19 protein-coding genes and 1 tRNA gene are annotated in these 20,292 nt (G+C 62.7%); 13 read left to right on the top strand and 7 right to left on the bottom strand.

Annotated features, from left to right (window positions below; genetic code table 11):
• Positions 1-19: 19 nt before the first annotated feature.
• The 4 genes from DMX12_RS30000 (at position 20) to rsd (ending at position 3,784) form a co-directional block, all read left to right on the top strand.
• The gene (locus DMX12_RS30000) at positions 20-1,120 is read left to right on the top strand and encodes a uroporphyrinogen-III C-methyltransferase (protein WP_047150044.1); all 1,101 of its coding nucleotides are present in this window, start codon (positions 20-22) and stop codon (positions 1,118-1,120) included.
• Complete coding sequence (locus DMX12_RS17425; RefSeq protein ID WP_110678956.1) at positions 1,117-2,355, top strand: heme biosynthesis protein HemY; 1,239 nt, start codon at positions 1,117-1,119, stop codon at positions 2,353-2,355. Before DMX12_RS30000 ends, DMX12_RS17425 begins: the two co-directional genes overlap by 4 nt.
• A gap of 221 nt (positions 2,356-2,576) precedes the next feature.
• A complete protein-coding gene (locus DMX12_RS17420) occupies positions 2,577-3,083 on the top strand; it encodes a disulfide bond formation protein B (RefSeq protein WP_009682202.1) in 507 nt (168 codons plus the stop codon).
• Between the two features lie 230 nt (positions 3,084-3,313).
• Positions 3,314-3,784, top strand: a complete 471-nt coding sequence (gene rsd, locus DMX12_RS17415) for a sigma D regulator (protein ID WP_110678954.1) — start codon at positions 3,314-3,316, stop codon at positions 3,782-3,784.
• A 9-nt stretch (positions 3,785-3,793) separates the two neighbouring features.
• On the opposite strand, the gene DMX12_RS17410 is transcribed toward rsd, so the two are convergent.
• Complete coding sequence (locus DMX12_RS17410) at positions 3,794-4,432, bottom strand: FKBP-type peptidyl-prolyl cis-trans isomerase (RefSeq protein WP_110678952.1); 639 nt, start codon at positions 4,430-4,432, stop codon at positions 3,794-3,796.
• A gap of 270 nt (positions 4,433-4,702) precedes the next feature.
• Between DMX12_RS17410 and DMX12_RS17405 the strand changes: the two genes are divergently transcribed.
• Positions 4,703-5,746: an AlgP family protein gene (locus DMX12_RS17405; protein ID WP_110678950.1), complete on the top strand. Its 1,044-nt coding sequence runs from the start codon at positions 4,703-4,705 to the stop codon at positions 5,744-5,746.
• Here the strand turns inward: DMX12_RS17405 and DMX12_RS17400 are convergent.
• Positions 5,722-6,204, bottom strand: coding sequence for a TIGR02444 family protein (locus DMX12_RS17400; RefSeq protein ID WP_110678948.1), 483 nt, complete (start codon positions 6,202-6,204; stop codon positions 5,722-5,724). The two genes, DMX12_RS17405 and DMX12_RS17400, sit on opposite strands and share 25 nt — an antisense overlap.
• A 50-nt stretch (positions 6,205-6,254) precedes the next feature.
• Here DMX12_RS17400 and DMX12_RS17395 point away from each other — a divergent pair, with 50 nt between their 5' ends.
• From DMX12_RS17395 to DMX12_RS17375, 5 genes are all read left to right on the top strand, one after another.
• Positions 6,255-8,165 carry an ATP-binding cassette domain-containing protein gene (locus DMX12_RS17395; RefSeq protein ID WP_110678946.1) on the top strand — a complete coding sequence of 637 codons (1,911 nt, stop codon included), beginning with the start codon at positions 6,255-6,257 and terminating at the stop codon, positions 8,163-8,165.
• A complete protein-coding gene (locus DMX12_RS17390) occupies positions 8,165-8,752 on the top strand; it encodes a mechanosensitive ion channel family protein (protein ID WP_009682209.1) in 588 nt (195 codons plus the stop codon). The genes DMX12_RS17395 and DMX12_RS17390 overlap by 1 nt, the downstream gene beginning before the upstream one ends.
• A 103-nt stretch (positions 8,753-8,855) precedes the next feature.
• Positions 8,856-9,488 carry a LysE family transporter gene (locus DMX12_RS17385; RefSeq protein ID WP_110678944.1) on the top strand — a complete coding sequence of 211 codons (633 nt, stop codon included), beginning with the start codon at positions 8,856-8,858 and terminating at the stop codon, positions 9,486-9,488.
• A 180-nt stretch (positions 9,489-9,668) separates the two neighbouring features.
• Positions 9,669-9,911: a DUF2789 domain-containing protein gene (locus DMX12_RS17380; RefSeq protein WP_029884786.1), complete on the top strand. Its 243-nt coding sequence runs from the start codon at positions 9,669-9,671 to the stop codon at positions 9,909-9,911.
• A gap of 69 nt (positions 9,912-9,980) precedes the next feature.
• A complete protein-coding gene (locus DMX12_RS17375) occupies positions 9,981-10,619 on the top strand; it encodes a hypothetical protein (RefSeq protein WP_009682212.1) in 639 nt (212 codons plus the stop codon).
• A gap of 6 nt (positions 10,620-10,625) precedes the next feature.
• On the opposite strand, the gene DMX12_RS17370 is transcribed toward DMX12_RS17375, so the two are convergent.
• From DMX12_RS17370 to DMX12_RS17360, 3 genes are all read right to left on the bottom strand, one after another.
• Positions 10,626-11,063, bottom strand: a complete 438-nt coding sequence (locus DMX12_RS17370; RefSeq protein ID WP_009682213.1) for a CBS domain-containing protein — start codon at positions 11,061-11,063, stop codon at positions 10,626-10,628.
• A gap of 220 nt (positions 11,064-11,283) precedes the next feature.
• Entirely contained in the window at positions 11,284-13,014 is a 1,731-nt protein-coding gene (locus DMX12_RS17365) for a dipeptidase (protein ID WP_110678942.1), read from the bottom strand.
• 161 nt (positions 13,015-13,175) lie between these two features.
• Positions 13,176-13,252: transfer RNA gene (locus tag DMX12_RS17360), tRNA-Arg, on the bottom strand.
• 315 nt (positions 13,253-13,567) lie between these two features.
• On the opposite strand from DMX12_RS17360, the gene gabD reads away from it, so the two are divergent.
• From gabD to DMX12_RS17345, 3 genes are all read left to right on the top strand, one after another.
• Positions 13,568-15,010 carry an NADP-dependent succinate-semialdehyde dehydrogenase gene (gene gabD / locus DMX12_RS17355; RefSeq protein WP_110678940.1) on the top strand — a complete coding sequence of 481 codons (1,443 nt, stop codon included), beginning with the start codon at positions 13,568-13,570 and terminating at the stop codon, positions 15,008-15,010.
• 182 nt (positions 15,011-15,192) lie between these two features.
• Entirely contained in the window at positions 15,193-16,470 is a 1,278-nt protein-coding gene (gene gabT, locus DMX12_RS17350) for a 4-aminobutyrate--2-oxoglutarate transaminase (RefSeq protein ID WP_029884784.1), read from the top strand.
• A gap of 135 nt (positions 16,471-16,605) precedes the next feature.
• Positions 16,606-17,868, top strand: a complete 1,263-nt coding sequence (locus tag DMX12_RS17345; protein ID WP_009682218.1) for a response regulator — start codon at positions 16,606-16,608, stop codon at positions 17,866-17,868.
• A gap of 21 nt (positions 17,869-17,889) precedes the next feature.
• On the opposite strand, the gene DMX12_RS17340 is transcribed toward DMX12_RS17345, so the two are convergent.
• A complete protein-coding gene (locus DMX12_RS17340) occupies positions 17,890-18,918 on the bottom strand; it encodes a sensor domain-containing diguanylate cyclase (RefSeq protein WP_110678938.1) in 1,029 nt (342 codons plus the stop codon).
• Between the two features lie 99 nt (positions 18,919-19,017).
• Complete coding sequence (gene desA, locus DMX12_RS17335) at positions 19,018-20,202, bottom strand: delta-9 fatty acid desaturase DesA (RefSeq protein ID WP_110678935.1); 1,185 nt, start codon at positions 20,200-20,202, stop codon at positions 19,018-19,020.
• Positions 20,203-20,292 lie beyond the last annotated feature (90 nt).

Here is a 20,292-nt window from a genome sequence, read left to right as displayed (position 1 = left end):
CCATGCAAAGGATGGATACGTGAGCGAGACTGTCTTGTCCAATAACGATCAGCCGTCGGCGCAAACGCCGGCGGATCCCGTTACCACCCCGCCTGCCAAGCGCTCCGGCAATGGCCTTGCTGCGCTGGCCTTGCTGCTCGGCGCGGCCGGGGTGGCGGTAGGTGGCTGGGGTGCCTGGCAGGTGCGTCAACTGCAAGGCAGCGAGTTCGACCAGGGCCAGCACATCGAGGCGCTTAACCAGCGCGCCGAGGCCTTGCAACAGCGTGAGCAGCAGATCAGTGCGCAACTGGCCAGCCTGCCAGCCGCCAGCGAACTGGAAGACCGCCGGCGGCTGGTAGCGCAGTTGCAGGGCGACCAGCAGCGCCTCAGCCAGCGCCTGGAAACCGTGCTCGGCGAAAGCCGCAAGGAGTGGCGCCTGGCAGAAGCCGAGCACCTGCTGCGCCTGGCTACCCTGCGCCTGTCGGCCTTGCAGGACATCACCAGCGCCAAGGCCCTGGTCGAAGGTGCCGACGAGATCCTGCGCGAGCAGAGCGACCCAGGTGCCTTTGCCGCCCGCGAGCAACTGAACCGCAGCCTGGCCACGCTCAACAGCACCCAGCAACCAGACCGCACGGGCCTGTTCCTGAAGCTGGCTGCGCAGCGTGACTTGGTCCAGCAACTGAGCGCGCAGTCACCGGAGTTCGACAGCAATGCCGATGCCCTCGGCGCCTTGACCGCCGATGGCGACGGTGTCAGCCGCCTGTCGCAGTGGTGGGCGGAAATCTCCAAGTATTTCCAGGTTGACTTCAATGCCGACGAAAACGTGCGCCCATTGCTGGCCGGGCAGCAGCTCAACCAGTTGCGCCTGGCATTGAGCCTGACCATCGAGCAGGCCCAGTGGGCGGCGCTCAATGGCGACGCGAAGGTCTATACCCAGGCGCTGGATGATGCCCGCAGCGTGCTGCTGGCCAACTTCAATGCCGACAACCCGCAAAGCAAGGCCATGCTCGACAGCCTGAATGCCTTGGCCGAGCAGCCAGTGTCGGTGGTCACCCCTGACCTCAGCGAAAGCCTGGCAGCCGTGCAGGCCTACATTCAGCGCCGCCATCTGCCGGCCGAGGCCGAGGGGGGCAAGCCATGAAGCGAGTCTACCTGCTGGCCGTACTGGCCATCGTGGTCGCTGCTGCGCTGGGTGTCGCCGTCGCCAAGCACAGCGGTTACGTACTGGTTTCCTACGGTGGTTTCCGTTATCAATCGGGGCTGTGGGCGGCGTTGGGGGGGCTGCTGGCGGTCGTTCTGGTGTTGTGGTTGCTGCGCTACCTGGTGGGGCTGTTGCTGACCTCCAGCGGCGTGGTCAACCCTTGGTCGCGGCGCAACCGCCGCCGGCGTATTCGCCTGGCAATCGAACAGGGCCAGCTCGACCTGGCCGAGGGTCGCTGGGCCAGCGCCCAGCGCCATTTGCACCGTGCCGCGGAGGCCGAGCGCCATCCCTTGCTGTACTACCTCGGTGCAGCGCGTGCCGCCAACGAGCAAGGTCGCAGCCAAGACAGCGACAACTTGCTGGAGCGTGCCCTGGAGCGCCAGCCACAGGCAGAACTGGCCATTGCCCTGACCCATGCCCAACTGCAGATGGACCGGGGTGAAAGCGATGGCGCGCTGGAGACCTTGCTGGCCATGCAGGAGCGCCACCCGCACAACAGCCAGGTCCTGCGGCTGTTGCAGCGCCTGTACCTGGAGCGCGGTGATTGGTCCGCCTTGATTCGCCTGTTGCCCGACCTGCGCAAAGGCAAGGTTCTACCGGCCGCCGAGCTTGCTGCCCTCGAGCAGCGCGCCTGGGGCCAGAACCTGAGCCTGGCCACAACCCGTGGCGAGGACGCGCAAAGTGCACGGCAGGCCCTGGAGCGCGCCTGGCAGCAACTGACTGCCGCCCAGCGCCAGGAGCCGCAACTCGTGCTGGCCTACGCTGAACAGCTACGCCAGGTAGGTGCCGAGAGTGATGCCGAACAGGCGCTGCGCACGGCCCTCAAGCGGAATTACGAAAGCCATCTGGCTCGCCTGTATGGCCTGGTGCGTGGCGATGACCCGGTGCGCCAGTTGCAAACCGCCGAAGGCTGGCTCAAAGACCACCCGCAAGATGCCAGCCTGTTGCTCACCCTTGGCCGCTTCAGCCTGCAGAACCGTCTGTGGGGCAAGGCGCGCGATTACCTGGAAAGCAGCCTGCGCATGGAGCGCAACCCCGAGGCTTGCGCCGAACTGGCGCGCCTGCTCGCCGGCCTGGGTGAGACGGAGCGCAGCAACCAACTGTTCCAGGAGGGCCTTGGCCTGCTCGACGAACGCCTGCTGGCGTTGCCGCTGCCAGAAGGCGTGCGCGCCTGACCTACCCCATAGCCCGCGGCAAGGCGCGGGCTATGGGGGCTGGTGATTTATCTTCCGTTGCATGCTGAATCTGCATTCCCAGTCCTCAGTCGCCTCCTATCGAATAGACGGAAATTTCTTACGCGTTTCAGCGACTTGTCGTTGCTGTAGCGCCTTGAAACAAAGCCCGTCTTTCCTCTACCGTTCCAGGCCACACTCTCATCCCGGGACCTTCACCACCCATGCTGCTGGCCCGTTTGCGCACCTTGTTTCTTCCTGCTTGCCTGGCCGCACTGGCGGTGCTGGCTGCGTCCTTCCAGTTGGATAACATGCTTGGGCTGGTGCCATGCCCGTTGCGCTTGAGCCAGCGGTTGCTGCTAGCCCTGTATGCCCTGCTGAGCCTGGCCAGCGTGCTGCAGGCACCGCGTGCACGTGGCCTGCGGCGTTACGCATGGGCTACGTTGGCCTGCTCGCTGGGCGGGGCGGCGCTGGCCGCGCGGCAGGTCTGGCTGCAGGGTGCTGAAAGGGTTGTAGATGCATGCCCGCTGCCGATCGGGCGTGTATTCGAGCAGGGTTGGGTGGAGGCGGCCCGGCAACTGCTATTCGGCGGCCCGGAGTGCAGCGCGCTGAGCTGGAGTTTTCTCGACCTGACCCTTCCCGAGTGGAGCCTGTTGGCTTTCCTGCTGCTGGCGGCGCTGCCCGCGAGCTGCCTGCTGGCGTATCGTTTCCGCACCCTGGCAGGCGCTTGACCTGGCGCAAGGTTGGGTCATCAGAATGACCAATGGCCATGTAACACGCTATTAAACACTTGTATGAAGTTTGTCCACTGCGTACCTTGAAGGGCAACACGTGCGGGAATAATCTCGCAGCACGGATACTCAAAACACAACTGCTCGATGCCGTCCTGCTGATATCACCTTTGTGCGCGCCTTCGCAGCGCGAGGTGCAGCGGCATCTACCCAGAAGGGAAGAGATCGCCATGCTCGATAGTTGTCAGAACGCTCAGGAACGCTGGGGTGGGGTTCACGAACTTATTGATCGTTGGCTGAAGGAGCGCAAGGAATTGGTGCAGTCTTTCCGCGCGTTGCGCGCCCAAGAGCTGGCCTTCGCCGACAAGGATACGAACGGGGATTTCTGTGGCCTGCTTGTGGACTACTGTTCGGCGTGGCACTTCGAGGTCTGCGAGCAGCTGGTCAGGGAAGCCAAGGCTTTCGGTGACGAGAAGGCACTGAAGCTGGCCGAAGAGATCAACCCACGCATCAATGACATCACGCAGATCGCGTTGGCTTTCAACGACCATTGTGCGAAAGCTGAGTGCAAGGACACAGAGCGCTTTGGCGAAAAACTGGGCAAGCTCGGTGGCCTGCTGCATGAGCGCTTCGAACTGGAAGACTGCCTGATCGAGGTGCTGCACAACGCGCACAAGGAAGAGGGCGCGGTACAGGCCTGATGGTTGGTGTCAGTCGCCAACCCCCAGCAGTTCGATCTCGAATACCAATGGGGTATAGGGTGGAATCAAGTCGCCTGCGCCCTCGGCCCCATAGGCTTGTGCGGATGGAATGACAAGGCGCCACTTGGCGCCAACGTGCATCTGCGGCAACGCTACCTGCCACCCCTCGATCACCGAACCCAGGCTGAACCACTGTGGCGTCTGGTTCTGGTCGAATACCGAGCCGTCCGGCAACCTGCCTACGTAGCGCACCTGCACTTTGCCACCGGCTTTCGGCTGCGCGCCACTTCCTGCCTGCAGTTCGTTGTAAAGCACCCCCTCTGGCAGCTCATGCACGCCAAAACGCCCCCGCTCATTGGCCATGAAGCGTTTTTCCGCCGCTTGCTGCTTTTGCGCCTCGTCATTGCTTTCCTGTGCATCATGCTGCTGCAGCACGGCCTGCATGCGTGCCTTGTCGAGCTTCAGCGGCTGCCCTTGGTAGGCCTGGCGCAAGCCATCGACCAAGGCATCCAGTTGCAGGCCAGGCATGTCCTGGCGCAGCCGCTCGCCCAGGCTGGCCCCAAGGCTGTAGGCGAGATCGTGTTCATCACCGTCGGCCAAGGCGAGGGGCGCCAGCAGGCATAAACCTAAAACAAGAAATCGAGGCATGGTCAGTTCCTGCGCCAATGAGCGTGGAAGTATGCCAGTGTTGAATATGTGTATTGGCTTTTTCGCGGCTTTGCGTGAGCGCGGCTTTGAGTCGCAACAGGGCAGCGGCGCGGCAAGGCTTTGTCCAGCATCTACACTTACCCGCAGCTGCAAGCTTACAACGTTGCCCAGGCATGCAACGCGGCGTAACTATTACGGTCAACATGCCCTAGCGGCGGTAGCAGCAGAAGCATAGTATGAGCCGCACTCTCGTCAGCCAGGAGGTAAACCATGTCGGCCAAAAAGAAGCCAGTAAGTACGCCGTTACACCTGCTCCAGCAACTTTCGGGTAGCTTGCTCGAACATTTGGAAGAAGCCTGCTCGCAAGCGCTGGCTGATGCGGAAAAACTGCTGGCAAAGTTGGAAAAGCAGCGTGGCAAAGCGCAGGAAAAACTGCACAACGCTCGCTTGAAACTGCAAGGTGCAGCCAAGGCCGGTAAAGCCAAGGCACAGACCAAAGCGCAAAAAGCCAGCGCTGAACTTGAAGAACTGCTGGACTCCCTCAAGGAGCGTCAAACGCAGACGCGCGCCTACATTCAGCAACTCAAGCGCGATGCCCAAGACAGCATCAAGTTGGCCCAAGGTGTAGGCAAAGTGCGTGAAGCCGCGACCAAGGCCCTTGACCAGCGTGCAGCCAAAACGGCCAAGCCAGCTGTTGCCAAGCCGGCGACCAAGCCAGCCGGTCGAGCCACTACCGCAGCCAAGCCAGCAGCTAAAGCCACCGCCGCCGCAAAACCTGCGTCTAAGCCAGCCGCCAAGGCCACCTCCGCCGCAAAACCTGCGCCCAAGCCAGCCGCCAAGGCCACTGCCGCCGCAAAACCTGCGGCCAAGCCAGCCGCCAAGGCCACTGCCGCCGCAAAACCTGCGGCCAAGCCAGCCGCCAAGTCCACTGCCGCCGCTAAACCTGCGTCCAAGCCGGCCGCCAAGGCCGCTGCCGCCGCAAAACCTGCGTCCAAGCCAGCCGCCAAGGCCACTGCCGCCGCAAAACCTGCGTCCAAGCCAGCCGCCAAGGCCACTGCCGCCGCAAAACCCGCAGCCAAGCCAGCCGCCAAAGCAACAGCCGCCGCTAAACCTGCGGCCAAGCCAGCTGCAGCCAAGGCGCCAGCACGTACCGCAGCGAAACCGGCTGCCAAGCCTGCCGCCAGCAAGCCAGCCGCTGCCAAACCGGCTACGCCTGCCCCCAGCACTCCGGCCGCTGATGCCAACTCGGCCACTTCGGTAGCACCATCGGCGCCGGCCAGCACGCCTGCTCAGGCACCGTCTTCGGCGTCCTGAAGCGCTGCAGCCGCGGCGCGTAGCTGCAGCAACGCGTCATGTTGTCGGCCCTGGTCCGGCACCAGCCGGGCCAGCCAGTCGCCCGTGGGCTCAGCAGAGTCCGCGGGCCACTGCTGGGCACGTTCTTGCAAGCGTTCCAGCAACGCTCTTTCTGCCTGTAATTCCAACCCTTTCACTTGCTCGCGCACATGTGCCAGCCGGCTATCCAGCTGTGCTGCCGCGCGCCATTGCTGGCGCAGGTCGCGTAGCGGGGTGACCACTGTCCGTTGCCAGGGGTCGGCAATGCCTTGCAATGCCTGCGCGCGCTGGTCTGTCACGGCAACCCCACGCGCCTGCAACCAGGTGGCGCACAGCAGCAGGCAGACATCGCCACCCAGTGTTTGCAGTTCAAGGCAGGCGGCTTCTACGCCAGGCCTGGCGTACAAGGCCAGGGCGTGATTCCACAGGTCGGTGTGCATGGTTCCACTCGCGCTATGGGCCGAGGAAGCTGGTAGACTCCGCGACCATCATGATCAGACTATCCAACCTCACTTTACAGCGTGGTCCGCAGCGCTTGCTAGAAGGCGCCGAGATGACCCTGCACGCCGGTCACAAGGCCGGTCTTATCGGCGCCAACGGTGCCGGCAAATCCAGCCTGTTCGCCTTGCTGCGCGGTGAGCTGTCGCCCGATGCCGGCGACTGCCAGCTACCCGGCGACTGGCGCATCGCCCACATGCGCCAGGAGGTCGATACCCTCGATCGCCTGGCCGTGGACTATGTGCTCGACGGTGACGTGCGCCTGCGCAAGGTCCAGGCCGAATTGGCGGCTGTCGAGCAAGCGCACGACGGCACCGCCCTGGCGCGCCTGCACAGTGAGCTGGAAAGCGCTGACGGCTACACCGCCGACGCTCGCGCCCGCAAGCTGCTGGCCGGCCTGGGCTTTACCAACGAGCAGATGGACCGCCGAGTCGGTGACTTCTCTGGCGGCTGGCGTATGCGCCTCAACCTGGCCCAGGCGCTGATGTGCCCGTCCGACCTGCTGCTGCTCGACGAGCCCACCAACCACCTGGACCTCGACGCCATTCTGTGGCTGGAAGACTGGCTCAAGGGCTACCCTGGCACGCTGCTGCTGATTTCCCACGATCGTGACTTCCTCGATGCCGTGGTCGACCATGTGCTGCATGTAGAGCAGCGCAAGCTGAACCTCTACAAGGGCGGCTATACCGCCTTCGAGCGCACCCGTGCCGAACGCCTGGCGCAACAGCAACAGGCCTACGAGAAGCAGCAGGCGCAGCGCGCGCACATGGAAAAGTACATCGCCCGCTTCAAGGCCCAGGCCACCAAGGCGCGCCAGGCGCAGAGCCGGATCAAGGCCCTGGAGCGCATGGAGGAGCTGTCGGCGGCGCACGTCGATTCGCCATTTGACTTCGTCTTCCGCGAGTCGCAGAAAATCTCCAGCCCGCTGTTGAGCATGTCCGAAGGCCGCCTGGGGTATGGCGACAAAGCCATCCTCGACAAGGTCAAGCTGCAACTCACCCCGGGCGCGCGTATTGGCCTGCTCGGCCCGAATGGCGCAGGCAAGTCGACGCTGATCAAGAACCTTGCCGGTGAGCTGGAGCCGTTGTCCGGCCGGCTGGTCCGCGGCGAGAACCTGGCCGTGGGTTATTTTGCCCAGCACCAGCTGGACTCGCTGGACGACAAGGCCAGCCCGCTGCTGCACTTGCAGCGCATTGCCCCCGCCGAGCGCGAGCAGACCCTGCGCGACTTCCTGGGAGGCTTCGATTTCCATGGCGCCCGTTGCGACGAGCCGGTGGTGAACTTCTCTGGTGGCGAGAAGGCCCGGCTGGCGCTGGCGCTGATCGCCTGGGAACGGCCGAACCTGCTGCTGCTCGACGAACCCACCAACCACCTCGACCTGGAAATGCGCCTGGCGCTGACCATGGCCTTGCAGGAGTTCGCCGGCGCCGTGGTAGTGGTATCCCACGACCGTCACCTGCTCAAGAGCACCACGGACGACTTCCTGCTGGTCGCTGACGGCAAGGTCGACACCTTCGACGGTGACCTGGACGACTACAGCCGTTGGCTGGTCGAGTATCGCCAGCGCAGCGCGCCGGCCAGTACTGCGCCGGTCAACCCGGACAAGACCGACAAGAAAGCCCAGCGCCAGGCCGCCGCGGCCTTGCGCCAGCAATTGGCCCCGCACAAGAAGGCCGCTGACAAGTTGGAAGCCGAGCTCAATCAGGTGCACGCGCAGTTGGCCGAAATCGAGACGGCGCTGGGCGACGCCGGCCTTTACGACGCGGCGCGCAAGGATCAATTGCGTGACCTGCTGGCGCGCCAGACCAAGCTCAAGCAACGTGAAGGGGAGCTGGAAGAGGGCTGGATGGAAGCACTGGAAACCCTCGAAAGCATGCAAGCCGAGCTTGAGGCGCTGTCCTGATGGAGGAGCTGCGTGGGTTGCTGCCTGGGCAGTGGATGGACACCTTATGGCTGGGCTTGCAGATCCTCCTTATCCTGGCGGTGGCTTTTGTCCTGCAGCGCATCGTGGCCCGTGGCCTCAGCCGCCTGGGCCAACGCTACCCCTTGCCACCGGAGTTGCTCGTGCCCGTGCGCGGTGGCCTGCGCTGGTTGATCATGGGCAGCGCGCTGCTGTTCGTGCTGGAGCGCCTGGGGGTTTCGGCGACGGTGCTGTGGACGGCCCTGTCCGGTTTCGTGGCGGTGGCGGCGGTGGCGTTCTTCGCCATGTGGAGCGTGCTGTCCAACCTGCTGTGCGCGGTGCTGATCTTCACGGTCGGGCCGTTTCGTATTGGTGATGTGGTCGAGCTGGTCGACACCCTCGACAAGCCGGGCGTAAAGGGCCGGGTAATCGCCATCAACCTGCTGTTCACTACCCTGCTGGAAGTGCCCGAGGCAGGCGGGGCATTGGTGCAGGTGCCGAACAGCCAGTTCTTCCAGAAGTCGGTGCGGCGCTGGCGCGGGGCCGAAGTGCAGGCCATGCACAAGGACGTGTTGCTCGAGGCGGACTGACATGGCCCGCACAAGCACGCTGAATTCTGCAAAATTTGCTGGTCATTTTTTCACCAACACCTTAGCTTAATCTTTTGCAACATTAGTGCGAGCGAGGTGTGTGATGTCGATGGAAGTATGGCTGGGCTTTTTTGCCGCCTGCTGGGTGATCAGCCTTTCCCCTGGTGCCGGGGCGATTGCCTCGATGTCCAGTGGCCTGCAATACGGCTTCTGGCGCGGTTACTGGAATGCCCTAGGCCTGCAACTGGGCCTGATTTTGCAAATCGCCATCATCGCCGCCGGCGTGGGCGCCGTGTTGGCCGCCTCGGCCACGGCGTTCCAGTTCATCAAGTGGTTTGGCGTCGCTTACCTCGTTTACCTGGCGTACAAGCAATGGCGAGCGCTGCCGATGGACATGACCGGTGAGTCGGGCGTTCGTCCCATCGGCAGGCCGTTGAGCCTGATGTTCCGCGGTTTCCTGGTCAACGTCAGCAACCCCAAGGCGCTGGTGTTCATGCTTGCGGTACTGCCGCAGTTCATCAACCCGCATGCACCGCTGCTGCCGCAGTATGTGGCAATCACCCTGACCATGGTCAGTGTCGACCTGCTTGTAATGGCGGGCTACACCGGTTTGGCCGCGCGGGTATTGCGCCTGCTGCGTACTCCCAGGCAGCAGAAGCGCTTGAACCGCACGTTTGCCGGGTTGTTCATTGGTGCAGCGGCGTTCCTGGCGACCTTGCGCCGCGCACCCGTCTGACAGGCGCGCTGCGATAAATGCAGGTTCGATCGAGTCTTGTCCGTCGGGGTGCTGTCTATCAGGGGGCGGATGATCACGATCATCCGTTTCACATGAGCATGGAGCCGAACCTGCAACTGGTGCTCTCAACCCATGCCGGGCCGGCAGCTTCGATGCACGCCCCGGCACCGAGGAGGAAACATGGACAAGCCGATTCATCCTTTGTCGGAAATCTTCAAACAGTTGGGGCTGTCTGACGACCCGGTCGAAATCGACCGCTTCATCACGACACACTCACCGCTCGAGGACGATGTGAAACTGGTCGATGCGCCTTTCTGGAGCGATTCGCAGCGCGCGTTCCTGAAAGAAAAATACATCGCCGATGACGACTGGATCCCGATGATCGACCAACTCAACGAGGCGCTTCACCCCCAGAAAAAATAAAGCGCCGAGCGGCACCTGACGAGTGAATGGCCGTTGCTATGCTCAGGAAAACAATCGGGGGATAGCGCGATGAAAGATCCCTACGTATCAGGTTTCTGGTGCTCCGTTTCCATCCTGGGCATTCTGACGGCCAGCTACTTCTACGGCATCAGGCAGGCGCATCAATTGAACCAGGCGGTGCAGTTCCTCTACGCCGCCGCCGCGGTCACCGTGGCTGTCGCCGTGGTGGCGCTGGCCTGGGTCGCCTGGCAGCAGTTGCACCTGAACAAGCGCGAAGTGATCCAGGGGCGCACGTTGCTGACCATCTGGAACACCAAAGTTGCGCTACGCCGCGTCGAAACGGTCTTCGATCGTTATTTCTGGGGCAGCTACTGGCATTCGGGGCGCACTTTCGAAGAGGTCATGGGCGAACTCAAGGGCACCCCGCTGGAGCAAAGCCTTGATGCGCTGAAGCGCCAGTGCCGGGTGCTCGACCGCGAGATCCACGACCACCATCATCATTGGCTGGCCAACGCCCGCGACCTATCCAGCGTGGCCCAGGCCATGGCCCGCGAGCGCTACCAGCTGGACCTGGGCGAACCCACGCAAAGCGGGCATGGCAATACCGCTGTGCTCAATCGCGACCTCGAAGTGCTGGTCTACACCTGGTCGGCGCGCCTGCGCAGTTTTGACCACCAGCTGGACGAACTGGAGCGCGGCTACCACTGAATGCGCTTATTCGCCGCGGATGTACTGCTCCAGCTGCTTGATCAGGCTGGCCTGCTCGGCAATGGTTTCCTTCACCAGGTCGCCGATCGACAACAGCCCTAGCAGCTCGCCATTGCTCACGACCGGCAAGTGGCGCAGGTGGCGGTCGGTCATCAGGTTCATGCAGTACTCGAGGTTCTGCCTGGGCTCGACCGTGACCACTGGTGCACTCATGATTTCCCGTACCGGGGTGGCGGCAGAAGAGCGGCCCTTGAGCACCAGCTTGCGTGCATAGTCGCGCTCACTGACGATACCCACCACCTGCTTGCCCTCGACTACCGGCAGTGCACCGATGTTTTTCTCCGCCAGCATTTTCAGGGCGTCGAGCACCGAGTCATCCGGGCCGATGGTGTACACGGTCTGGTGCTGGGACTTGGTCTTGAGGATTTGTTCGACGGTCTTCATACGGGCCTCTGCGGGTGGAAAAGCGCTGTCTCGGTGTAACTAAAGCATCCGGTACGGCGCTCTGCACGGCAATGCAGGAAACGGCATGGAGTCGATTGAAAAACGTCATCGGTGTTCGCCTATGCGGGCCTCTTCGCGGCTAAAGCCGCTCCCACAGGTGTGTCATTGGCCTCAGAGCCTGTGATGCACCCTATGGGAGCGGCTTTACCGGTGCAGCCGATCAGAGCTTCGGCATTTGCCCGATCCGCGCGACCATTTCGCTGACGACCTGCAGGTCCAGCATGAACTGCTCTACCGTCTTGAACTCGTTGTCGTTGTGCCCGGTGTACTTCACGTCTGGCATGGCCAGGCCGAACTGCACGCCGTTGGGCAGGTCGTGTACCGACGTGGCACCCGCCGAAGTGCCGAACTCATGCTTCATGCCCAGGTTCTCGCTGGCCACCGCCAGCAGAGCCTTCACCCACTCGCCCTCGGGGTTGCGATACATCGGTTCGTCCAGGCTATAGTCGAAGGCCACCGAGGTGCGGCTCTGCCGGGTCCATTTGTCCAGTCTGGTGGCCAGTTCGTCCTTGATCGTGGCAAGCGGCTTGCCCTTGGGAATGCGCAGGTTCACCGCCAGTTTCAAGCCTTTTTCGTCCACCCCTACATAGGTCAACGACGCGGTCAGCGGGCCCATGAATGGGTCTTTGAAGGCCACGCCCAGCTTGTTGCCCAAGTAGTCCAGGCCCCAGTTGTCGGCAGCGTAGCGGGCGGCGTCGGTGAATTGGTTGTGCTTGAGCGGTACCTGCTGGCCCAGGCCAGCAAGGAAGTCGAGCATGCGTGCAACCGGGTTTACCCCGGACTCCGGCTCCGAGGAATGCGCGGAAACCCCGGTTACTGTCAGCACCACCTGCTTGCCGTCGGCCTTGGCGTCGATGCTGAAGTCACCACCGTGCTGCTGTACATACCCGGCGCCGGCTTGCTGCAGTTGTTTGGCGAGTGCTACCGGTTTGTCGCTGACCAGGGTTGCGACCGAGGTGGTGGGGATCTGGTTGGTGGCCAGCCCGCCAGTCAGGTTGATGATTTCAGCACCTTCACCCGTGGCCGGGCGTTTGCTGAAGCTGGCCATGATCGTACCGTAGCCCTTTTCGGCAATGACCACCGGGTAGCCGCCATCCAGCGCCAGGTTGTAATCAGGCGTGGGGTTGCGCTCGAAGTAATAGGGGATCGCATCCCCACTGGTTTCTTCCGTCGTGTCGATCAGCAGCTTGAATTGGCGGGCCAGTGGCAGGTTCTCGTCCTTGGCCACTTTCAGTGCGTACATCGCGACAACGATGCCGTTCTTGTCGTCTTCGGTGCCGCGGCCATACATGCGGTCGCCAACCAGGGTGACCTTGAACGGGTCAAGGCGGGTGCCGTCGGCCAGCTTCCAGTTGTCCGGATTGACCGGCACCACATCGGCGTGGGCATGGATGCCGATCACTTCCTTGCCGCTGCCGAGCGAAATTTCGTAAACCCGGTTATCGATGTTGCGGAACGCCAGGCCGAAACTGTCGGCCAGTGCTTTGATCTTGTCGGCGATTTTCAGGAACGCCGGGTTTTCGTACTGCGGCGTACCCTCGACGTTGTAGGTTGGAATAGCCACCAGTTCGCGCAGGGTTTCAGTGGCAGCCTTGCCGTACTTGATGCGGGTATACAGGCCAAGCAGGCGGTTGATCTCGTCCTGTTGCCCGGCGGCCAGCGGTTTGCCGTTCAGGTAGGCCTGCAGTGTCGCCTCAAGGTTATCGGCCTTGGCCAGGTCACTGCCTTTGAGCTTGCCGAGGAACTGCTTGAAGTCACGCGGGTCGCTGCCGTCGAAGGTTTTGACAATTGCCGCGGCCTGTTGCTGAGTGAGGTTGGCCTGGGCCGGTTGGGTGAACAGGCCGATGGTGGCCAGCAGCAGGGTGGTGGCGGTGAGTTTTTTCAGGTGCATGGTTGCGCGCATTCCTTCGCCATGGATTGTTATGGGGTACCCGTTGGAGCAACGGGAGGACGCCCACGCTAACATCAATGGCCAGTGGCACGGGAGTGCCAGAAACGCGACATGTCGCACAAATGAAAAAGCCCCGGGCACAGGCCCAGGGCTTTTTGATATGGCGCACTCGGCGGGATTCGAACCCACGACCCCTGCCTTCGGAGGGCAGTACTCTATCCAGCTGAGCTACGAGTGCAACGCGCACGCATGATACCCATCTGCGCCGGTCGCGTCCATCGCCTTGATCTGTAGCCTTTTTTCCCGGTTGTTTGTGCCGGCCGGTTCGCGGCTGAAGCCGCTTCCGCCCAGTGGGAGCGGGCGTGCCCGCGAAAGGGCCGGTTGCCAGTACGCAAATGATGACTTTTCCGCCCGGCTGTTCAACCATTCGTTCTTTTTTTCGAACAGCCTATTGTCCAACACCCCAGCAGCCGCTTAGCATTCGTTTGAGATTTCAAACGCTCGATGCCCTGCCTTGGGCGCTTTTCAACAATCAACAATTCGGGAAGCCGACATGCAGCTCAAAGACGCTCAGTTGTTCCGCCAGCAAGCCTACATCAACGGTGAGTGGCTGGATGCGGACAATGGCCAGACCATCAAGGTGACCAACCCGGCCACCGGTGAAGTCATCGGTACCGTGCCTAAGATGGGCACCGCGGAAACCCGCCGCGCCATCGAAGCTGCCGACAAGGCTCTGCCGGCCTGGCGTGCCCTGACCGCCAAAGAGCGCTCGACCAAGCTGCGTCGCTGGTTCGAACTGATGATCGAAAACCAGGACGATCTGGCTCGCCTGATGACCACCGAACAAGGCAAGCCGCTGGCCGAAGCCAAGGGCGAAATCGCCTATGCCGCCTCGTTCATCGAGTGGTTCGCCGAAGAAGCCAAGCGTGTCTATGGCGACACCATTCCGGGCCACCAGCCAGACAAGCGCCTGATCGTCATCAAGCAGCCAATCGGCGTAACCGCGGCCATCACCCCGTGGAACTTCCCGGCTGCCATGATCACCCGTAAAGCCGGCCCGGCCCTGGCCGCTGGCTGCACCATGGTGTTCAAGCCTGCTTCGCAAACTCCGTACTCCGCCCTGGCCCTGGTCGAACTGGCCCACCGTGCCGGTATCCCGGCTGGCGTGCTGAGCGTGGTTACCGGCAGCGCTGGTGAAGTTGGCGGCGAACTGACCGGCAACTCCCTGGTACGCAAGCTGTCCTTCACCGGCTCGACCGAGATCGGTCGCCAGCTGATGGAAGAATGCGCCAAGGACATCAAGAAGGTTTCCCTGGAGCTGGGTGGCAACGCCCCGTTCATCGTGTTCGACGACGCCGACCTGGACAAGGCGGTCGAGGGCGCGATCATCTCCAAGTACCGTAACAACGGCCAGACCTGTGTCTGCGCCAACCGTATCTACGTGCAGGACGGCGTCTACGACGCGTTCGCCGAGAAGCTGGCGGCTGCGGTGGCCAAGCTGAAGATCGGTAACGGCCTGGAAGATGGCACCACCACTGGCCCGCTGATCGACGGCAAGGCTGTCGCCAAGGTTCAGGAGCACATCGAAGACGCCGTTTCCAAAGGCGCCAAGGTACTGTCCGGCGGCAAGCTGATCGAAGGCAACTTCTTCGAGCCGACCATCCTGGTTGATGTACCGAAAACTGCTGCTGTCGCCAAGGAAGAGACCTTCGGCCCACTGGCGCCGCTGTTCCGCTTCCAGGACGAAGCCGAAGTCATCGCCATGTCCAACGACACCGAATTCGGCCTCGCTTCGTACTTCTACGCCCGCGACATGAGCCGTGTGTTCCGTGTTGCCGAAGCCCTGGAGTACGGCATGGTGGGTATCAACACCGGCCTGATTTCCAACGAAGTGGCGCCATTCGGTGGCATCAAGGCTTCTGGCCTGGGCCGCGAAGGTTCCAAGTACGGTATCGAGGACTACCTCGAAATCAAATACCTGTGCATCAGCGTTTGATCGCACGGTAACGGCTTTACCTCTGCCAGCGGGGCGCGAGAGCGACGTCTCGCTGGCCTTTTTTACATTGCAGTACCTGGTGGCCAGGGCGCTTGTGGCAGTCGATCAACGAATACTGTTCGCGAGCACTCCCAGCCACCCCCGAATAAAAGCGCCATTACTGTCGGCGCAATGAGGGCATTATGAGCAAGACCAACGAATCCTTGATGCAACGTCGTGTAGCTGCCGTCCCGCGTGGCGTTGGCCAGATTCACCCGATCTTCGTCGACAGCGCGAAGAACTCGACCGTGATCGACGTTGAAGGCCGCGAACTGATCGACTTCGCCGGCGGTATCGCAGTGCTGAACACTGGCCACCTGCACCCGAAAGTGGTTGCGGCCGTGCAAGAGCAGCTGACCAAGGTCAGCCACACCTGCTTCCAGGTGCTGGCCTACGAGCCTTACGTCGAGCTGTGCGAAAAGATCAACAAGCTGGTCCCAGGCGACTTCGACAAGAAGACCCTGCTGGTCACCACCGGCTCCGAAGCCGTTGAAAACGCCGTGAAAATCGCCCGTGCCGCCACTGGCCGTGCCGGCGTTATCGCCTTCACCGGCGGCTACCACGGCCGCACCATGATGACCCTGGGCCTGACCGGCAAGGTCGTGCCGTACTCCGCAGGCATGGGCCTGATGCCAGGCGGCATCTTCCGCGCCCTGTTCCCGAGCGAGCTGCACGGTGTGAGCGTTGACGACGCCATCGCCTCGGTCGAGCGCATCTTCAAGAACGACGCCGAGCCACGCGACATCGCTGCAATCATCCTGGAGCCTGTACAAGGCGAAGGCGGCTTCCTGCCAGCGCCTAAAGAGCTGATGAAGCGCCTGCGCGCCCTGTGCGACCAGCACGGCATCCTGCTGATCGCCGACGAAGTTCAGACCGGCGCTGGCCGCACCGGCACCTTCTTCGCCATGGAGCAGATGGGCGTTGCGCCTGACCTGACCACCTTTGCCAAGTCCATCGCCGGCGGCTTCCCGCTGGCCGGTGTATGCGGCAAGGCCGAGTACATGGACGCTATCGCTCCGGGCGGCCTGGGCGGCACCTACGCCGGCTCGCCGATCGCTTGCGCCGCAGCCCTGGCCGTGATCGAAGTGTTCGAAGAAGAGAAACTGCTGGACCGCAGCAAGGCAGTGGGTGAGCGCCTGACCACCGGCCTGCGTGAAATCCAGAAGAAGCACCCGATCATCGGCGACGTTCGTGGCCTGGGTTCGATGATTGCCGTCGAAGTCTTCCAGAAAGGCACCCACACCCCTGACGCCGCTGCTGTTGGCCAGGTTGTGGCCAAAGCCCGCGAAAAAGGCCTGATCCTGCTGTCTTGCGGCACCTACGGCAACGTTCTGCGGATTCTGGTTCCGCTGACCGCCGAAGACGCGCTGCTGGACAAAGGCCTGGCCATCATCGAAGAGTGCTTCGCTGAACTTGCCTGATGTGATGCGCTTCAGAAAAAACCCGCCTCGGCGGGTTTTTTTATGCCCGGTGATGCGTCGGAGGCTATGGTTGTTGGATGATGCGCCCAGCACGTTGTAAAAGGCTGAGGCAAGGATTTACAGGAGTAGTTGGCGATGAACGCTGCAGAGCCCACCCCACCGAGCGTACTGATCGTCGAAGGCGACCCATGGGTGCGCGACATGCTCAGCGAGATGCTGCTGAGCGTTCGCTGCGATGCCCGCCTTCAGGTCTGTGCCGACGGATCGCAGGCGCTCAGCGCCCTGGCCGCCAAGCCGGACCTGATCATTGCAGCACGTGAGCTGGCTGGCATCGATGGCCTCGACCTGCTGCGCAAAGTTCGCGCCAAAGGGTCGGGGTTGCCGTTCATCCTCATGAGCAACCGCAGCGACAGTGCGAGTGTGCGCGAAGCCCTGCCGCTGCACCCCACGGCGTACCTGAGCAAGCCCCTGAACCTGGGTAACCTGCGCAAGCGCCTGGAACAGTTGCTGCTGGGCGTGGGCGAAGAAATCGCCTGCCCGGTGCCGCCCTTGCAGCCCGGTGCCAGCCTGCGCGCATACCTCGAACAGCGCCGGGCTACTGCCGATGGCGGGCCGCTGCTGGCCGACTTGCAGGTGGCGATCAAGCGAGCCCTGAACCCTGAAGGCCTGAACCTGAAGGTGCTGGAAGAAGAAGTCTGCCGTGACCCACAAGTGACCGCGGTGCTGATAGCGGCTGCCAACAGCGCAGCGCTGCACCGTGAAGCACCGGTGCAAACCCTGCTGCAAGCCCTGAACAAGCTGGGCAGCACGCAAAGCATGAACCTGATTCTGGGCATGACCCTCAAGCGCAGCGCCCGCCTCAGCGACCCCTTGCTGGCGCAGCATGCGGCGCAGTACTGGGACTTGTCCCTGCACACCGCCGAATATGGCCGTACGCTGGCGCGCCTGCTGGCGCTGGACGAAGGGCTTTGCTATTGCGCAGGGTTGCTGCATTGCCTGGGTGATCTGGCGGTGCTGCGCTGCCTGCAGGAATGGCGCCTGGCGGGTGGCGAGCTGGACGAGGACAAGGTCCAGTTGTCGCTCAACGAGTTCGGTGCCGCTTTCGGCTCGGCGCTGCGCACCCGCTGGCGCTTGCCGTTGGCTTTACGCGAGCTGATCGCGGCGATCTATCAACTCGGTGGCGGGGTGTACTCGCGCGATATTCTGGCCATGAACCTGGCCGGGCAGTTGGCGCGGCTACCGGCTGGGCAGGGGCTGGCGAAGATTGCCAGTGGCAAGACGGCGCGTTTGCTGAAGATGGGCTTGCCGGAGCTGACCCGGTTGCGCAAGGTGGAGAACCCCGAAACCAGTTCGCAGCCCGCGGCTGAAGGCCCGATACAAGCCGACGATGCTCCTTGAGCCGGGCAGGCGTAAGGGGGTTCAACCGCGCACGATCTGGTTCTTGCCCTGCCGCTTGGCCTGGTACATCGCCGCATCGGCGCGGGCATACAGGCTGTCCAACGCCACATCTTCAGCGGTCAACCCGGTAAGCCCCTGGCTCACCGTTACCCCGTAAGTGTGCGCCCCGTGGCTGAAGCTCAAACGCTGAATCTGCCGCTGCAGCCGCTCGGCTATCTGCCCGGCCAGCTCGGCATTGCACCCTGGGAAGACTGCCGCGAACTCCTCGCCGCCAATACGCCCGAACAGGTCGCCACGGCGCAACACGGCCTTGCCGCTGTCGGCGATGTGCTGCAGCACCTGGTCGCCTTCCTGGTGGCCATAGCTGTCGTTTATCTGTTTGAAGTCGTCGATGTCCAGTAACAGGAAGGCCAACGGCGTGCCGTTTTCCCGGGCGCTGTCAAACGCCGCTTGGGCGCATTCGAAGAAGTGCCGGCGGTTGCTGCTTTGGGTCAGTACGTCAATGGTGGCCAGGCGCTGCAACTCGCCTTCCAGCTGCTTTTTCTCGGTGATGTCTTCGGCAATGCCGACGATGATCACGCGGTCGCCGTCATGCTGCTGGTTGATGTAGCACTTGTCGCTCAACCAGCGCACTTGCCCGTCGGCATTGATGATACGGTACTCGCGGTCCTCGACCGCGCCTTTGAGCAGCACCTGGGCCAGGCTGCGCTCGGCGTATTCCAGGTCGTCGGGGTAGATGCTGTCGCGCCACTCGTTGAAGTCGGCCAGTACCAGGCTGGCCGGGCGGCCGAAGATGCGCTCGTAGGCGGGGCTTACGTACAGCACTTCGCGTGTTTCCCAATCGAAGGCCCAGAGCACCGCGTTGACACTCTCGAGCAACGAGCTGAACAGCTGTTCGCGTTCGCTCAGGCGGGCGACTTCACCTTGCGCATGAAGGAGCGCCAGTAAAGTGCGGGCGGCTCCCGGTGGTACCGGGCCCGGCGATGTCATTGGAATATTCTTGGCCATGTGCACGTAGCGAGTCTCGACGTGAAAGCGTGCGGCCAGCATCCTGCCCGCCACGCGGGCGATGTGCGGGGTTTGAGTGGGGGCGAGGTGGGTAAGTTCCAGCTGGCACGCCCCATGCTGGGGCGTGCCGATTAACGGCGATCAGGCGCCGATCGGGCGCAGGGAATAGGTTTTCAGCTGTGCCGCGAAGTCGCGCAGGGCTTGAATACCACTGGTTTCGGCTTCGTGTACCCAGTCCTTGATGGCGGCCAGCATGTCATGGCCGTTGGCGCTGGTGCGGGCCCAGATCTGCTGCAAGGCCAGGCGCTTTTCGTAGATGGTCTTCAGGGCCTGGCTGTGCGCAAGCATCGATTCGATGCGCACATGGTGGCGGTCTTCGAGCAGGCTGGTTTCACGGGACAGCAGGCGCTTGGCACGGCGGAAGTGGTGGCGCACCGAGGCGTCGACACGCGCCAGTTCCAGCTTGACCAGCGGGGCGATCACCAATTTGCGGTACTGGGCCATGATCTGGAAGCGGTTGTTGAGGATCGCCATGGCGGTGTCCATGTCCAGGCTACCTTTGCCTTCCACCCGATGGGCGATCGGCGCCACACGCTGCACCTTGGCCAGGCGCAGCAGGCAGAACAGACGGATCCACGCCCAACCCATGTCGAACTCCCAGCGCTTGACCGACAGCTTGGCCGAATTGGGGTAGGTGTGGTGATTGTTGTGCAGCTCTTCACCGCCGATCACGATGCCCCATGGCACCAGGTTGGTGGCCGCGTCACGGCATTCGAAGTTGCGGTAGCCGAACGCGTGGCCCAGGCCGTTGACGACACCGGCAGCCCAGAACGGGATCCACATCATCTGGACCGCCCAGATGGTGATACCGAGGGTGCCGAACAGCAGCAGGTCGATCACGGCCATCAACGCGATGCCGCCCAGTTTGTAACGCGAGTAAAGGTTGCGCTCGATCCAGTCATCAGGGCAGTTCTTGCCGTAGATGCGCAGGGTGTCTGGGTTGCGGGCCTCTTCACGATACAGCTCGGCGCCTTTGCGCAACACCGTGCTCAGGCCTTTGTGCACGGGGCTGTGCGGGTCGTCGGGTGTTTCGCACTTGGCGTGGTGCTTACGGTGGACCGCCGTCCACTCGCGGGTGTTCTGCGCCGTGGTCAGCCACAGCCAGAAGCGGAAGAAATGCTTGAGCGCGCCGTTGAGCTCAAGGGCTCGGTGCGCAGAGTAGCGATGCAGGTAGACCGTGACGCTGACAATGGTCACGTGGGTCATCAACAGGGTGATGCCGACCAGTTGCCAGGCCGACAAGTCGAGCAGGCCGTTGTACCACATAGATGTAAATGCCCTCGAAATGCGGGGGGAAGGGTCGATTATCCCTTGGTGGGGAAATAAAACCAGTCAACTGTTCAGACAGGAGGTCAC

This window comes from Pseudomonas sp. MB-090624 (assembly GCF_003205245.1).
Taxonomy (GTDB): Bacteria; Pseudomonadota; Gammaproteobacteria; order Pseudomonadales; family Pseudomonadaceae; genus Aquipseudomonas; species Aquipseudomonas juntendi.
Note: the sequence above shows the minus strand (reverse complement) of the source record. Positions and strands in the feature narration are given on the sequence as shown.

Coding starts and splice junctions, on each gene's coding strand:
- DMX12_RS17405 (WP_110678950.1), top strand. CDS start 4,703: ATGTCGGCCAAAAAGAAGCCAGTAAGTACGCCGTTACACCTGCTCCAG.
- DMX12_RS17345 (WP_009682218.1), top strand. CDS start 16,606: ATGAACGCTGCAGAGCCCACCCCACCGAGCGTACTGATCGTCGAAGGC.
- gabT (WP_029884784.1), top strand. CDS start 15,193: ATGAGCAAGACCAACGAATCCTTGATGCAACGTCGTGTAGCTGCCGTC.
- DMX12_RS17385 (WP_110678944.1), top strand. CDS start 8,856: ATGTCGATGGAAGTATGGCTGGGCTTTTTTGCCGCCTGCTGGGTGATC.
- desA (WP_110678935.1), bottom strand. CDS start 20,202: ATGTGGTACAACGGCCTGCTCGACTTGTCGGCCTGGCAACTGGTCGGC.
- DMX12_RS17390 (WP_009682209.1), top strand. CDS start 8,165: ATGGAGGAGCTGCGTGGGTTGCTGCCTGGGCAGTGGATGGACACCTTA.
- DMX12_RS17425 (WP_110678956.1), top strand. CDS start 1,117: ATGAAGCGAGTCTACCTGCTGGCCGTACTGGCCATCGTGGTCGCTGCT.
- gabD (WP_110678940.1), top strand. CDS start 13,568: ATGCAGCTCAAAGACGCTCAGTTGTTCCGCCAGCAAGCCTACATCAAC.
- DMX12_RS17340 (WP_110678938.1), bottom strand. CDS start 18,918: ATGCTGGCCGCACGCTTTCACGTCGAGACTCGCTACGTGCACATGGCC.
- DMX12_RS17400 (WP_110678948.1), bottom strand. CDS start 6,204: ATGCACACCGACCTGTGGAATCACGCCCTGGCCTTGTACGCCAGGCCT.
- DMX12_RS17420 (WP_009682202.1), top strand. CDS start 2,577: ATGCTGCTGGCCCGTTTGCGCACCTTGTTTCTTCCTGCTTGCCTGGCC.
- DMX12_RS17370 (WP_009682213.1), bottom strand. CDS start 11,063: ATGAAGACCGTCGAACAAATCCTCAAGACCAAGTCCCAGCACCAGACC.
- DMX12_RS17410 (WP_110678952.1), bottom strand. CDS start 4,432: ATGCCTCGATTTCTTGTTTTAGGTTTATGCCTGCTGGCGCCCCTCGCC.
- rsd (WP_110678954.1), top strand. CDS start 3,314: ATGCTCGATAGTTGTCAGAACGCTCAGGAACGCTGGGGTGGGGTTCAC.
- DMX12_RS17380 (WP_029884786.1), top strand. CDS start 9,669: ATGGACAAGCCGATTCATCCTTTGTCGGAAATCTTCAAACAGTTGGGG.
- DMX12_RS17365 (WP_110678942.1), bottom strand. CDS start 13,014: ATGCACCTGAAAAAACTCACCGCCACCACCCTGCTGCTGGCCACCATC.
- DMX12_RS17375 (WP_009682212.1), top strand. CDS start 9,981: ATGAAAGATCCCTACGTATCAGGTTTCTGGTGCTCCGTTTCCATCCTG.
- DMX12_RS17395 (WP_110678946.1), top strand. CDS start 6,255: ATGATCAGACTATCCAACCTCACTTTACAGCGTGGTCCGCAGCGCTTG.